The organism is Pseudomonas sp. A-RE-22 (assembly GCF_019956035.1).
In the GTDB taxonomy this organism is placed as follows: Bacteria; Pseudomonadota; Gammaproteobacteria; order Pseudomonadales; family Pseudomonadaceae; genus Aquipseudomonas; species Aquipseudomonas brassicacearum.
The window spans coordinates 231,936-246,674 of record NZ_JAHBCZ010000011.1; the positions used below are offsets into that span (position 1 = coordinate 231,936).

The following is a 14,739-nucleotide window of genomic DNA, read 5'->3' on the forward strand; positions in this document are numbered from 1 at the left end:
AGCTCCCAGCACATAAACTCAGCGCTGCAGGGAGTAACAGCATGTTCCGATGGCTAGGTAATGTAGGCGTTAATCGCAAACTCGGTTTCGGCTTCGGCCTGGTGCTGTTCCTGACCGTGATAATCGCCTTCACGGGCTGGACCGGCCTGGGTAACGTGATCAGCCGTGGCGACAAGCTGGGGTTCATTGCCAGCCTGAACGATTTGACCAAGGACTTGCGCCTGGCACGCATGAACTACGATACCTCGCGGGGCGAGAACGGCCCCCAGCAAGTCAACGACCTGATTGGCAAACTCGACGCCGGGCTGAAGACCGCCCGTCAACTGATCGAGCAACCGGCCGATGTAGCCCTGATCGATAAACAATTGGCCGCCGTGGCCGAGTACAAAAAAGCCTTCGCCGAGATGACGCGCGCTACCGCCAGCCGAGAAGATGCCCGCAGCAAACTCGGTGCCAGTGCAGACAATGCCGTGGCTCGCGTCGCTGAAGTAGAGAAGTCGTTGCTGCAAGGCGACAGCGTCGCCCAGTTCAACAGCATCGTGACCCTGAGCAAGGCGGTCCAGCAAGCGCGCTATCAGGTTCGCGGCTACACCTACAGCGGCAAGAGCGAAGCCCAGCAACCGGCCCTTGAGGCCGTCGACAATGCCCTCAAACTTCTCGCACGTTTGCCAGAGCAATTGCCTGAAGAACATGCAGCCAACCTGCAACAGGCCAGCGACTCGATCAATGTCTATCGCTCAGCGGTCAGCCAGTTCCGCGACTCCCAGATCGACAACGCCGCGGCACTCAAGCGCATGGCAGATCAAGGCGACGTATTGATCGATGCCAGCCAAAAACTGACCGTCTCCCAGACCGCCGTGCGCGACCGTGACGCAACCGAGGCCAAGACCTTCCTGGTAGCGGCTGCCGTGCTCGCTTTGCTGTTCGGTGTCGTCGCTGCCCTGGTCATCACCCGGCAGATCGTCGGCCCTCTGGGCCAGACCCTCAAGATCGCCGAACGTGTGGCGGCAGGTGACCTGACTCACAACCTCACCTCCGAGCGCCGCGACGAACTGGGCCAGCTACAGCGCGCCATGCAGAACATGACCGTGGGTCTACGGCAATTGATCGGTGGCATCAGCGACGGCGTCACGCAGATCGCCAGCGCCGCCGAACAGCTCTCGTCCGTCACCGAGCAGACCAGCGCCGGGGTCAACAGCCAGAAAGCGGAAACCGACCAGGTCGCCACCGCCATGCACGAAATGACCGCCACGGTGCAGGAAGTGGCAAGCAACGCCGAAGAGGCTTCCGAAGCGGCCGCCGCCGCCGATGCCCAGGCACGCGAGGGCGATAAAGTCGTCGGCGAAGCGATTGCCCAGATCGAGCGCCTGGCACTCGAAGTGGGTAATTCCACCACCGCCATGGGCGAGCTGAAGCGAGAAAGCGACAAGATCGGCAGTGTGCTGGATGTGATCAAGTCCGTCGCCCAGCAAACCAACCTGCTGGCCCTCAACGCCGCCATCGAGGCAGCCCGGGCCGGTGAAGCCGGGCGTGGGTTTGCGGTAGTCGCCGATGAAGTCCGCAGCCTGGCCCAGCGTACCCAGAAGTCCACCGAAGAAATCGAAGAGCTGATCCTTGGCCTGCAATCGGGTACTGAACAGGTCGCGGCGACCCTGGACAACAGCCGCAGCCTGACTGACAGCAGCGTCGAGCTGACCCGTCGCGCCGGCGGGTCGTTGGAAAACATCACCCGTACCGTCTCGGCGATCCAGGCGATGAACCAGCAGATCGCCGCTGCGGCGGAGCAGCAGAGTGCTGTGGCGGAGGAGATCAACCGTAGCGTGCTGAATGTGCGTGATGTGTCAGAGCAAACGGCGTCGTCCAGTGAAGAGACTGCCGCTTCGAGCGCTGAATTGGCGCGGTTGGGGGTGCATTTGCAGACGTTGGTGGGGCGGTTCCGGGTTTGATTTGGGTATTGGTGTCGTGTGTATATCCGTTATTTAGGTAACGGCTGCTGACGGTTCCGCTCTTACAGCGGGTCACTTTCGAAAAGCCCGGAAGCCGGCCCAGTCGAAAGTAACCAAAGCGCTTTTGCCCCACCACGCGGTGCCTCGCCTAGGCTCGGCATGCCTGCGTTCGGCCATCGTGGTTAACGGGGCACCCGAGATCAACGTCCACCACGAGGCGGCCTAACAGCCGACCTGGCTCTCCCGGTCGTACACCCGTTAGATCTGTGGGAGCAAAGCTTGCTCGCGATAGCGGTCTGTCAGGCAACATCAATACTGACTGCCCCACCGCCTTCGCGAGCAAGCTCGCTCCCACATAGGTTTTTGGTCGTTTATAAAATCAGCGTCCACCGCCGATCCCTGTGGGGAGCAAAGCTTGCTCGCGAAAGCGGCGGGTCAGCTTGCCTGGATGTTGGATGTGCCGGCCTCTTCGCGGGCAAGCCCGCTCTCACACTGGATCTTCAGTGGGCAAGAAACTTGTGTTCGGCACAGTTCCCTCTGTGGGAGCAAAGCTTGCTCGCGATAGCGGTGGGTCAGCTTGTATTGATGTTGGATCTGCCTGCCTCTTCGCGGGCAAGCCCGCTCCCACACTGGATCTTCAGTGGGCAAGAAATTTATGTTCGGCACAGTTCCCTCTGTGGGAGCAAAGCTTGCTCGCGATAGCGGTGGGTCTGCTTGCATCAATGCTGAATGTGCCGCCGCCTTCGCGAGCAAGCCCGCTCCCACATAGGTTTTTGGTCGTTTATAAGATCAGTGTCCACCGCCGATCCCTGTGGGAGCCGAGCTTGCTCGCGATGGCGGTGGGTCTGCTTGCATCAATGCTGAATGTGCTGCCGCTTTCGCGAGCAAGCTCGCTCCCACATAGGTTTTTGGTCGTTTATAAGATCAGTGTCCACCGCCGATCCCTGTGGGAGCCGAGCTTGCTCGCGATGGCGGTGGTCTGCTTGCATCAATGCTGAATGTGCCGCCACCTTCGCGAGCAAGCTCGCTCCCACATAGGTTTTTGGTCGTTTATAAAATCAGCGTCCACCGCCGATCCCTGTGGGAGCCGAGCTTGCTCGCGATGGCGGTGGGTCTGCTTGCATCCATGCTGAATGTGCTGCCGCCTTCGCGAGCAAGCTCGCTCCAACAATGGGATCGGAGTACGACCGGAAGAAATAGGCCGGCTGCAAGGCCGCCTCGCGAGCAAGCTTTGCTCCCACAGGTCCGGCTCAAACAGATCTGATGGGTGTACGACCGGGAGAGCCAGGTCGGCTACTAGGCCGCCTCGCGGTGGACGTTGATCTCGGGTGCCCCGTTAACCACGATGGCCGAACGCAGGCATTGTGGAGTGGGCATCCCGGCATGGATGCCGGGATAGCCGCGCTGGGCCATGGATGGCCCTTCGCGGCGGGCCCACGGAGCAATGCCGGAGTGAGGGCACACCGAGCCTAGGCGAGGTGCCGAGTGGTGGGGCATGAGCGTTTTGCTTACTTTTGCGCTTCTCAAAAGTGAGCCGCTGTAAGAGCGGAACCGTAAGCAGCCGTTACCTAAATAACGGATATACATACAAAAATACCTGAGCCCCACAATCCGTCATCCCAAGGCTACGGAGCCTTGCGCCATTGCCTACAACTACGCCAGAATCCGCCGGCTTGTGCGCCTTGGCCCTGGGCTCTAACGTTTGCGGGTCGCTGTCAGTTCAGCGATCGGGTTTAGCAGCCTGGACAATCCTAGACGTACGCTCTCCACATGCGTGAGCAGGCTTCAGCACCTGCGCATCTATGTCATGGCGGTTGTGCGTGGGAGACCTTCGGGTCTGCCGGGTTCTAGGGTCCCGGTCTGCTAACCCGCGTACAGTCGCCACCCATTCTCGTTTAGCAGCGATATCTGGCGGCTCCATTACCCTAGGAGCGTCAACCATGCACAAGGTCACACCCAATCCACCAGAACCAGAAACCGACCCCAAGAAACTCCAGGAAGCCACCGACCGCGCGCTCGATTACTACCTGAAGCCCAAACAACCCAACCCCGAAGATAAACAGCCGCCGGGCCAGCTCTTCACCGTCGTCGACGGCATCGACACCGAAAGCCTGTTGGCCAACCTCAGCGAAAACCTGGCCTCAGCCAATGCCATGGTCAGCGACCTTGCATTCGACCTGAAAGGCTCGCGACGCCATATTGCCCTTGGTATTCAACAACTGATCGAGCTGAGTGGTTTGTTGGCGAATCGGGTACTGGACAACGTCAATACACAGTCCTGACCTCGCCGCGGATAGCGTTCAAATACTGAAATAGCGCCCAACAAAAAGCCCCGCTTCCTTCCAGAAGCGGGGCTTTTTGCGTATCAGTATCAGGCCACTTGAGGCTGTGCGCTCAACGGCTGAAGCGGTAACAACGGAGCATGAGGATCAGCGTTGATCGATTCGCGCCACGCCGCCAGCCACTCGGGATGACCCTCGCTCCAGACCTGCTCATGCAGGCGGGACAGGGCCACAGGGTCGCTCAGCAGAGCCAGTCGCTCGGCGTTGCTGAGACCGGCAGGGCCGGCCTTCAAGGCGTGACGAACACGTTCGACCCGCAGCCATTCGATCGGCTCGGCCTTGCCGTGACGCGAGGTTGCCAACGCATACGCCAAGGCGTTCTGTTGCGGATCGACCACCGCCCGGATGAAACCGTCTTTGAGCGCATGCCAACGGTTTTCATGGGTGTACTGATCCGTCGACAGCAGTTCCTGTGGCGGTGCGTATTCCTCAGGGATCAGGAACAGGCTTTCATCACGGGACTTCAAGCCCAGGCCCACGCGGCTGGAAATCACCGATACCGGAATCGACAGCATCAGCGAACCGACAATCGGCACCAGCCACCACAGGAAGCTCGGGTTCAGCCAGATCACCAGCAAGGCCCAGAAGAAGCCCAGCAAGGTTTGCGGACCGTGGCGCTTGACCGCTTCGCTCCACGGCGTGGAGTCGTCGTCACGTTGTGGCGAGTTCCAGGTTGCAGCCCAGCCCAGGAATGCGGCGAGCACGAAACGGGTGTGGAAAATCATCCGCACTGGCGCCAGCAGCATGGAGAACAACATCTCCAGGAGCATCGACAGCGTCACCTTGAACTTGCCACCGAACTCCTTAGCACCCTTGGCCCAGATCAGCACGATACTCAGCAGCTTGGGCAGGAACAGCAGCACGATGGTGGTGGAGAACAGGGCGATGGCCTTTTCCGGGTGCCATTGTGGCCACAACGGATAGAGCTGGCGCGGCTCGAGGAAGTACTGCGGCTCCATCAACGTGTTCACCGCCAGCAGCGCCGTGGAGAGCACCAGGAAGAAGAACCACAGTGGCGCCGACAGGTAGGACATCACGCCGGTCAGGAACACCGCACGGTGCACCGGGTGCATGCCCTTGACCAGGAACAGCCGGAAGTTCATCAGGTTACCGTGGCACCAGCGACGGTCACGCTTGAGTTCGTCCAGCAGGTTCGGCGGCAGCTCTTCGTAGCTGCCCGGCAAGTCATAGGCAATCCACACGCCCCAACCGGCACGACGCATCAGCGCAGCTTCGACGAAGTCGTGGGACAGGATGGCACCGGCGAACGCGCCTTTACCGGGCAGCGGCGCCAGGGCGCAGTGCTCGATGAACGGTTTCATGCGAATGATCGCGTTGTGGCCCCAGTAGTGGGATTCACCCAACTGCCAGAAGTGCAGGCCGGCGGTGAACAGCGGACCGTATACCCGGGTGGCGAACTGCTGCATGCGCGCATACAGCGTGTCCATGCCCGAGGCCCGTGGCGCGGTCTGGATGATGCCGGCGTCCGGCGTGGCTTCCATCAGGCGCACCAGGCTGGTCAGGCACGTACCGCTCATGACGCTGTCGGCGTCGAGCACGACCATGTACTTGTAGTCGCTGCCCCAACGACGGCAGAAGTCGTCGAGGTTGCCGCTCTTGCGCTTCACGCGACGGCGACGGCGGCGATAGAAGATCTTGCCGAAGCCACCGGCTTCACGGCAGACGTCAAGCCAGGCCTGTTGTTCGGCCACGCAGATATCGGTTTCGTTACTGTCGCTGAGCACGAAGAAGTCGAAGCGATCCAGATCACCGGTGGCGGCCACCGACTCGAAGGTTGCGCGCAAACCGGCGAATACCCGTGGCACGTCTTCGTTGCAGATCGGCATCACCAGCGCTGTGCGGGCGTCCTTGGGAATTGGCTCGTTGCCGGCGCTGGCACCGGAAATGCGGTACTTGTCGTGACCGGTGAGCAATTCGAGAAAGCCCATCAACGCTGTCCAGAAACCTGCCGAGACCCAGCAGAACAGGATCCCGAACAGAATCAGGATGCTGGTTTGCAGCGCATACGGCAGCACTTGCGTGGCGGTCTGCAACAGCGGTTGGTGCAGGACTTCTTCCAGGTCCACGAACGACCAGCCCTGGTACGGCATGATGCCTTTCATGTACCAGCCAGCGACGATGGTCTGGCCGAGCATCAATATCAGCAGGATGTAGCGACGGGTCGAGCCCACGGTACGCCAGCGTGCATGCGGCAGCACGCGCTCATCCTTGGGCGGCTTCGGCGGGTTGGTACGACCGGTCAGGCGCCGCCAGCCACGCACCAGGATATTGGTGCGCCATGGCTCCGGTACGACCTTGGTCCGACGAATCGGCGGCGTGGCTTTCAGGCACACCCGACCGCTGGTGTCGAGCCCCAGCATCTCGGCGTCTTCGAGCTCTTCGGCGGTGCTCAGGGTCAGCCGGCGGCCCACCGAGGCGTGCGCCGCCTCGGCGGGCTCGTCGAAGGTCGAAGACGACAGGCGTTCGTGCAATTCGCTGAAGGACTTGCAGCCCGCCAGTTCGGCGCGCTGCTCGTCGGTCATGGGCAAATGGGCCAGGTACTCGCTGAGCGTCTCTGGCTGTACTGAAGTATTACTCATCGGCTGGCAACTGATAGCTCCAGGTCTCGGTCAAGACTTGTTCAGTCGGTTCCGGTTCCTGCTGGGTTGGGGTCGGTTCAACAGCGGCGTCTGCCGCCTTGACGGCCTTGGCTTCGTCTTTCGCTTTTTCGTTCGCGAGCTCTTTTTCGGTCTGCTGGCGGGCGACTTTGTCGGCCTTGGCCAGGGTCGTGGTCACGGAGTGCGCGGTGGCCGGGGCTTCGACAGGCGTCAATGGACGGACCAGCGCCGCACGCATTTCGGTGGCCTGTTTCGAATCCTTGATCTTCAACCGCAGGGTCAAGCGCCAGCCCTTGGTTTCAGGGTTGTAGCGCACGCTATTCTCGACGATCTCGCCGTTTTCGCCGACGCTTACCTGGCTACGCACATCGGCGTCTTCCGGCAGGGCTTGCAGGGACGGACCTTCGAAATCCACCAGGTAGGCCACGCTGCCGTCCGGCTGACGGATCAGGTTGGACTGTTTCACGTCACCGGTGGAACGCAGGGTCTGCTGGACCCAGGCGCTGTCCGGCGAGTGCAGGCTGGCTTCGTCGAGGGTCCAGTGCAGGCGATAGCTGAAGTCCAGCGGCTGGCCTGGCTCAGGCAGTTTTTCCGGGCTCCAGAAGGCAACGATATTGTCGTTGGTTTCGTCGGCGGTCGGAATCTCTACCAGGTCCACGGAGCCCTTGCCCCAATCGCCTTTCGGTTCGATCCAGGCACTTGGACGCTTGTCGTAGCGGTCGTCCAGGTCTTCGTAATGGCTGAAGTCGCGCCCACGTTGCAACAGGCCGAAACCACGCGGGTTTTCTACCGAGAAGTTGCTCACGGCCAGGTGTTTCGGGTTGTTCAGCGGACGCCAGATCCACTCGCCGTTACCGGCATGGATCGACAGGCCACTGGAGTCGTGCAGTTCGCGACGGTAGTTCAGCACTTTGGACGGTTGGTTGGCGCCGAACAGGTACATGCTGGTCAATGGAGCCACACCCAGCTTGGTCACGCGGTCACGCAGGAACATGCGCGACTTCACGTCGACCACGGTGTCGGTGCCCGGACGCAAGGTCAGGCGATAAGCGCCAGTGGCGCGTGGCGAATCCAGCAGGGCGAAGATCACCAGGTGCTTGTCGGTCGGCTTCGGACGTTGGATCCAGAACTCGCGAAAACGCGGGAATTCTTCACCCGATGGCAACGCGGTGTCGATGGCCATGCCGCGGGCGGACAGACCATAGGTCTGGCCCTTGCCGATGACGCGGAAATAACTCGCGCCCAGCATGGTCATGATCTCGTCCTGCTTGTCAGCCTTGTTGATCGGGTACAACACGCGAAAACCCGCGTAACCCAGCTGTTCAGTGGCCTTGGGATCGAATTTCACATCGTCGAAATCAAAGCGCGACGGGTCGTACTTGATCTCTTCGACGGTGGTCGCGGTGATTTCGTTGATCTTCACCGGTGTGTCGAAATGCATACCCTGGTGATAGAAGGACAGCCTGAACGGTGTCTTCTGGTCGGCCCATTCGGCTTTTTCGGTGCGGAAACGGATTTTTTGATAGTCAGCGAATTTCATTTCGCGGAATTCGTTCGGCAGATTACTGCGCGGGGCTTCGTATTTTTGCCCGGCCAGTTCTTGAGCCTTCGCCGATACATCATCCAGGCTGAATGCCCACAGTTGGCCCGCGCCGAACAGGCACAGCAGGGCCGAGCCCGCTACCAGAGCGTTTCTAAACCGTTTGGCAGTCATTTTTGGTGCATTACAGGGACTAACAATCACGAGCAACCCTCGCCGAAAACTGATCAAAAAACCAACGGCCAGATAAAGTATCTGCACGGTAACGGCACTGAAAAACCGTTCCTGCGGACCACTCTTGCCAAGTTGGCGAGCATTGTTCCGACTCCGATGGGACAAAATGATTCCCCAAACGGTCCAGGACAAGTCTCTACCTAAGTCAAATGGACCAGCGAACGCTGATCCCCCGTAGCGCGCGATTATCTAGTAGCCCGCGTGACAACGCATCAGGGGTAGCAAAGTATTTATCGAGAAAACTCCCAGTTTTGCCTCGAAACAGGCCCGAAAAGATGTTTCAAACGCTTTCAGACCTGTAACAGGAAGGTTACCGGACCATCATTGACCAAATGCACCTGCATGTCGGCGCCGAATCTACCTGATGCCACAGTGCCATGCACCTGTTTTGCCTGGGTGAGCAAATAGTTGAACAACTCTTCTCCCAGGGCCGGGGGTGCGGCTGTCGAAAAACTCGGGCGCAAACCACTTTTGGTGTCGGCAGCCAAGGTGAACTGGGACACCAGCAACAACCCACCACCGACATCCGCCAGGGACAGGTTCATCTTGTCGTCGGCGTCGCTGAATACTCGATAGTTAAGCAGCTTATGCAGGAGTTTGTCGGCGCTGGCCCGGGTATCCCCGGGCTCGACGGCCACCAACACCAGCAAGCCCTGATCCACGGCGCCAACGATCTCGCCTGATACTTCGACCCGCGCGCAGCGAACTCGTTGCAACAGCCCCTTCATGCTTCTTCAGGCGGCAGGTCGAGCAGGCGCCGGGCCATTTGCGCAGCGGCGCGCACCAGTGCGTCGGTGATCCCCGGCTCCGAAGCGGCGTGACCCGCGTCGCGAATCACCTGCAGTTCGCTGTTGGGCCAGTTCTGATGCAGCTCCCAGGCATTGTCCAGCGGGCAGATGACGTCGTAGCGGCCATGCACGATGACGCCCGGCAAATGGGCGATCTTGCCCATGTCGCGAATCAACTGGTTGGGTTCGAGGAAAGCGTTGTTGGTGAAGTAGTGGCATTCGATCCGGGCGATCGACAGCGCCCGCTGCGGCTCGGAGAAGCGATCGACCACCAGTGGGTTCGGACGCAGGGTCGCGGTGCGACCTTCCCAGGTGGACCAGGCCTTGGCCGCGTGCATCTGGGCGATCTGATCGTTGCCGGTCAGGCGCTTGTGGAAGGCGCTGAGCAGGTCGTCGCGCTCGTCCAACGGGATCGGTGCGATGTAGTCCTGCCAATAGTCGGGGAACAGGCGACTGGCGCCGGCCTGGTAGAACCATTCGATTTCCTGCGGCCGGCAGAGAAAGATCCCACGCAGGATCAAGCCGTGTACCCGCTCTGGATGAGTCTGGGCGTAGGCCAGGGCCAGGGTCGAGCCCCAGGAACCGCCAAACAGCACCCACTTCTCGATACCCAGGTGCTTGCGGATGCGCTCCAGGTCTTCGACCAGATCCCAGGTGGTGTTGTTCTCAAGGCTCGCATGGGGGGTGGACCGACCGCAGCCGCGCTGGTCGAAAGTGACGATGCGGTACAGGTTCGGATCGAAGTAGCGGCGGCTCTGTGCATCGCAGCCAGCACCCGGGCCGCCGTGAATGAACACCACCGGCAGGCCTTCCGGGGAACCGCTTTCATCGACATAGAGCGTGTGGGTGTCATCGACAGCCAGATCGTGCCGGGCATGGGGTTTGATCTGCGGGTACAAAGTCTGCATTGCGCGCTCCGTAAGGGGTCGAGTCATCCCTGTAGGGACGTCTATTTAGTCTGCCGTCCGGCATCATAAACCCGAATTACCTTAATGAGCATGTCCCCTGCGCAGTCAAAGCATGTCAGCCAGGTACGCCAGCAGCGTGCGATACAGCCGATCGACCTCCGGCACCTGCCCCCGACCGCGCAGGCAGCCGTGGACCAACCCTTCGCCCATGTACAACACAGAGGCTACCCCTGCGGCGTTCAGCCGCTCGCTATAAAGGACACCGTCGTCGCGCAGCGGGTCCCATTGCGCCACGACAATCAGCGCTGGTGGAAGACCGTCCAGATGATCGGCGAGCAACGGCATGGCGAGGAGGGACGGTTGGGCGCCGTTCAGGTAGAGGGTGTGATAACTGTCCAGATCGCTGCTGCTCAACAGCGGCGCGTCGGCACATTCGCGGCGCGAGGGTAGCGTTGCCAGGCCACCGAGCGCCGGATAGATCAGCACCTGGGCCCGGGGCAGCGCTTGCCCGGCATCACGCAAGGCCAGGCATAACGCAGCGGCGAGATTGCCGCCGGCACTGTCTCCGACCACCAGCCGGCGACGCGGGTCGATGGCAAAGGGCGCGGCTGCCAGATGACGCCACACGGCGAGGCAATCGTCCAACCCGGCTGGAAACGGATGCTCTGGGGCCAGCCGATAATCCACCGCCACCACCAGCGCACCAAGGGCAGCCGCCAGCTCCATGCAGATGAAGTCATGGGAGTCCAGGTCCCCCACCACCCAACCACCGCCGTGCAGATAAAGGATGCACGGCCAGCCGGTGGGTGGCGCGGCGCCCCGTGGGTGATAGGCGCGCGCAGCCACACCGGCCAACTCGAAATCCTCGATGGCCAGTGTTGGCGGGCGTGTCGGGGTGAACGCCCGGCACATTTGGCTGTAGCCCTGGCGCGAACTGGCGAGGCTGTCGTCCGGGCTGGTGAAGCTCAGGGTTCTGTCGATGAAGGCTGACATCTGTTCTGAGAGTGGATATGAGGCCATGAAGAACACCACCTATTGAAATGTGGGAGCCACCACAGATAAATCACCCCGCCACAGCCAGGCAGGTCAATTCTTGAGACTGGCCTGCACCGCCGCCACGCCATCCTTGCCGTCGAAGCTGGTGACTCCGGCCAGCCACTTCTGCACATCCTCGGGATGATCGCGCAACCATTGCCGGGCGACGTCCTGGGGCGTCTTGCGCTCCATGATCGGCACCATCAACTGGCTTTCCTGGGCGGCGGTGAAAGTGAGGTTTTCCAGCAAGCGGTTCACGTTCGGGCAGCGCTGGGCATAGTCCGGCGCGGTGACGGTGGAGACGGTCGCGGCGCCTTCGTTCGGGCCATAGACATCCTCGCTGCCGGTCAGGTAGGTGATGTTCATGTTGATGTTCATCGGGTGTGGGGTCCAGCCGACGAAGACCACGAACTCCTTGCGATTCACCGCCCGTTGCACCGCGGCCAGCATGCCCGCCTCGCCGGATTCGATCAGCTTGAAGTCCTTGAGGCCGAAGTGGTTGGTTTCAATCAGGGTCTTGATGGTGGTGTTGGCACCGCTGCCCGGCTCGATCCCGTAGATCTTGCCGCCCAGTTGATCCTTGAACCGGGCAATGTCGGCGAAGGTCTTGAGCCCCGCCGCCGCCACGTAATCTGGAACAGCCAGGGTGGCCTGGGCGTCGGCCAGGCTCGGCTTGTCCAATACCTTCACTTGGTTGGCCGCCAGAAACGGCGCGATGTTCTTGTCCATCGCCGGCTTCCAGTAGCCCAGGAAAATATCGAGACGCTTATCGCGGATGCCGGCGAAGATGATCTGCTGCACGGCGCTGGTCTGCTTGCTGTCGTAGCCCAGCCCGGTGAGTAACACGTCGGCCATGCCGCTGGTGGCGATCACGTCGGTCCAGTTGACCACGCCCATGCGCACGGTCTGGCACGACGCCGGCTCGGCGGCCATCGCCCCGACGCTCAAGAGGGTGGTACCGCAGAGGATCGACAGACAGCGTTTGAACAGTCTTTTCATCGGGAAGGTCTCGTGCGGCAGCGGATTATTGTAGGTCGGTGTCTTGCTGCACCGTGCCCAAAACATTACGCAGCGCCGAGGGGCTGAAGATGAACTGTGGCGACTCGGTTTTGCACGGTGGCGACAGTTCCCATTCCAAGGAACCAGAGTACATAAACTTGTGGCGAGGGAGACTGTGGGAGCAAGGCTTGCCCGCGATGAAAACAACGCGGTCTCTCTGAAACAGCGCCACCTGTATCGCGAGCAAGCTTTGCTCCCACAGATAAGTCCCCTCGCCACAGGAGTCATGGCTAGATCTTTATTTCTTGTAAGCCTGCTGTCCCCACGCCAGGAAGCCTTCCAGCAGCTCCCTGAGCACCACCTGGGTCGGCGCCGCCAAATCCGCGCGGTAGTTGAACGGTTCGAACTCTTCCATGTAGGTGCTCTGGCACAGTTCCAGTTGCACCGCGTGGATGTCTTCGGCCGGGTTGCCGTAGTGCCGGGTGATGTGTCCGCCCTTGAACCGCCCGTTGAGCACATGAGTGAACTGACCGTGACGGGCGCAGATGGCTTCGAGCTGGCTGGCAGGGGTCGGGTCGCAACTGGCACCGTTGAACGTGCCGAGGTTGAAGTCCGGCAGCTTGCCGTCGAACAGGTGCGGGATCACCGAACGGATCGAATGGGCATCGAACAGCAAGGCATAGCCGAACTCGGCCTTGAGCCGCGCCAGTTCCTGCTGCAGCGCCTGGTGGTAAGGCATCCAGACCTGTTGCAGATACGTCGCCCGCTCCTCGGCCGACGGTTCCAGCCCTTCGCGAAACAGCGGCACGCCATCGAACAGCGTCGCCGGGTACAAACCGGTGGTGGCGCCGACGTACATCGGCTTGTCATCGGAGGGGCGGTTCAGGTCGACGACAAACCGTGAGTACTCGGCGGCCAGGGTGCTGGCGCCCAGCTCGGCGGCGAACTCGTAGAGCCTCGGGATGTGCCAGTCGGTGTCTGGCAGGCTCTGGGCCTCGGGGATCAACCCGGCCTGTACCGCCGGGGTCAGGCGCAGGCCGGCGTGAGGCATGCTGATCAACAGCGGCACGCGTCCTTGCTTGAAATTCAGGACCTTCTCCACAACCATTCTCCTCAATCGATTTCCACGCCGTGATGCACGACGCGTTTTTCCAGATCGCCACCGAGCCAGTACGCCAGGTCGGCCGGGCGGTCGATGTGCCAGGCGACAAAATCCGCGACCTTGCCGGCTTCCAGCGAACCGTGGGTGTCAGCCATGCCCAAGGCCTGGGCCGCATGAATCGTCGCCCCCGCCAGGGCTTCTTCCGGGGTCATCCGGAAACAGGTGCAGGCCATGTTCAACATCAGGCGCAACGACAACGCCGGCGAGGTGCCGGGGTTGAGGTCGCTGGCCACGGCGATTTTCACACCGTGCTTGCGCAGGGCTTCCATGGGCGGCAATTGGGTTTCGCGCAGGAAATAAAACGCGCCCGGCAACAGCACTGCCACGGTGCCGGATTCGGCCATGGCTTTGGCATCGTCCTCGGTCATGAATTCCAGGTGATCGGCCGACAGCGCCTGGTAACGCGCCGCCAGGCTTGAACCGTGCAGCGACGACAACTGCTCGGCGTGCAGCTTCACTGGCAGCCCCAGTTGTTGCGCGGTGATAAACACCCGCTCGACCTGCGCCGGGGAAAACGCCAGGTATTCGCAAAAGGCATCCACCGCATCCACCAGTCCTTCGGCCGCCAGGGCCGGAAGCATCTCGGTGCAGATGTGCTCGATGTAGTCGTCGGCGCGATCCTTGTATTCCGGTGGCAAGGCGTGGGCCGCCAGGCAGGTGCTGCGCACGCTGACCGGCAACTCGGCGCCGAGGCGGCGGATGACCCGCAGGATCTTGCGCTCGCTGGCCAGATCCAGGCCGTAGCCGGATTTGATTTCCACCGTGGTCACGCCGTCGCGCATCAGGTTTCCCAGGCGTTTGGCGGCGCTGGCGAACAGTTCGTCTTCACTGGCGGCGCGGGTGGCGCGCACCGTGCTGGCGATGCCGCCACCGGCTGCGGCGATCTGCGCATAGCTGACGCCTTGCAGGCGCTGCTCGAACTCACCGCTACGGTTGCCGCCAAATACCGTGTGGGTGTGACAGTCGATCAGCCCCGGGGTGACCCAGGCGCCCTTGAGGTCGTTGACCGCCGGGTAGTCACCCGTCGGCAATTCGGCACGCGGGCCGATCCATTGGATGTGCTCGCCCAGGGTAACGATGGCGGCGTCTTCGATGATCGAGTAGACGCCCTGGGCCATGGTGGCGGCGTGGCAGTTTTGCCAGAGGGTTTTCATCCCGGTTTCCTCG

11 protein-coding genes and 1 pseudogene are annotated in these 14,739 nt (G+C 61.4%); 3 read left to right on the forward strand and 9 right to left on the reverse strand.

Annotated features, from left to right (window positions below):
• Positions 1–41 precede the first annotated feature (41 nt).
• A pseudogene (locus tag KGA89_RS30725) lies at positions 42–1,088 on the forward strand (methyl-accepting chemotaxis protein); the annotation flags it as partial.
• Entirely contained in the window at positions 1,083–1,946 is an 864-nt protein-coding gene (locus tag KGA89_RS30730) for a methyl-accepting chemotaxis protein (protein WP_373557686.1), read from the forward strand. The pseudogene KGA89_RS30725 and the gene KGA89_RS30730, both read left to right, overlap by 6 nt.
• Before the next feature lie 1,296 nt (positions 1,947–3,242).
• Here the strand turns inward: KGA89_RS30730 and KGA89_RS07315 are convergent.
• Entirely contained in the window at positions 3,243–3,443 is a 201-nt protein-coding gene (locus KGA89_RS07315) for a nucleoid-structuring protein H-NS (RefSeq protein WP_155252640.1), read from the reverse strand.
• Between the two features lie 443 nt (positions 3,444–3,886).
• On the opposite strand from KGA89_RS07315, the gene KGA89_RS07320 reads away from it, so the two are divergent.
• Positions 3,887–4,228 carry a DUF6124 family protein gene (locus tag KGA89_RS07320; RefSeq protein WP_013692083.1) on the forward strand — a complete coding sequence of 114 codons (342 nt, stop codon included), beginning with the start codon at positions 3,887–3,889 and terminating at the stop codon, positions 4,226–4,228.
• Between the two features lie 89 nt (positions 4,229–4,317).
• Here the strand turns inward: KGA89_RS07320 and mdoH are convergent, their stop codons facing one another.
• The 8 genes from mdoH to hutI form a co-directional block, all read right to left on the reverse strand.
• Complete coding sequence (mdoH, locus tag KGA89_RS07325; protein WP_223471069.1) at positions 4,318–6,888, reverse strand: glucans biosynthesis glucosyltransferase MdoH; 2,571 nt, start codon at positions 6,886–6,888, stop codon at positions 4,318–4,320.
• Entirely contained in the window at positions 6,881–8,620 is a 1,740-nt protein-coding gene (locus KGA89_RS07330; RefSeq protein WP_263292899.1) for a glucan biosynthesis protein G, read from the reverse strand. Before KGA89_RS07330 ends, mdoH begins: the two co-directional genes overlap by 8 nt.
• Before the next feature lie 350 nt (positions 8,621–8,970).
• On the reverse strand, positions 8,971–9,408 hold the full coding sequence (gene dtd, locus KGA89_RS07335; RefSeq protein WP_223471073.1) for a D-aminoacyl-tRNA deacylase: 438 nt from the start codon (positions 9,406–9,408) through the stop codon (positions 8,971–8,973).
• The gene (gene pip, locus KGA89_RS07340) at positions 9,405–10,376 is read right to left on the reverse strand and encodes a prolyl aminopeptidase (protein ID WP_003196909.1); all 972 of its coding nucleotides are present in this window, start codon (positions 10,374–10,376) and stop codon (positions 9,405–9,407) included. The genes dtd and pip overlap by 4 nt, the downstream gene beginning before the upstream one ends.
• A 105-nt stretch (positions 10,377–10,481) precedes the next feature.
• Positions 10,482–11,396, reverse strand: coding sequence for an alpha/beta hydrolase (locus KGA89_RS07345; RefSeq protein ID WP_223471074.1), 915 nt, complete (start codon positions 11,394–11,396; stop codon positions 10,482–10,484).
• Positions 11,397–11,462: 66 nt separating this feature from the next.
• A complete protein-coding gene (locus KGA89_RS07350) occupies positions 11,463–12,410 on the reverse strand; it encodes a choline ABC transporter substrate-binding protein (protein WP_223471075.1) in 948 nt (315 codons plus the stop codon).
• A gap of 298 nt (positions 12,411–12,708) precedes the next feature.
• Entirely contained in the window at positions 12,709–13,512 is an 804-nt protein-coding gene (gene hutG, locus KGA89_RS07355) for an N-formylglutamate deformylase (protein ID WP_223471076.1), read from the reverse strand.
• Between the two features lie 11 nt (positions 13,513–13,523).
• The gene (gene hutI, locus KGA89_RS07360) at positions 13,524–14,726 is read right to left on the reverse strand and encodes an imidazolonepropionase (RefSeq protein ID WP_223471077.1); all 1,203 of its coding nucleotides are present in this window, start codon (positions 14,724–14,726) and stop codon (positions 13,524–13,526) included.
• Between the last annotated feature and the right edge of the window lie 13 nt (positions 14,727–14,739).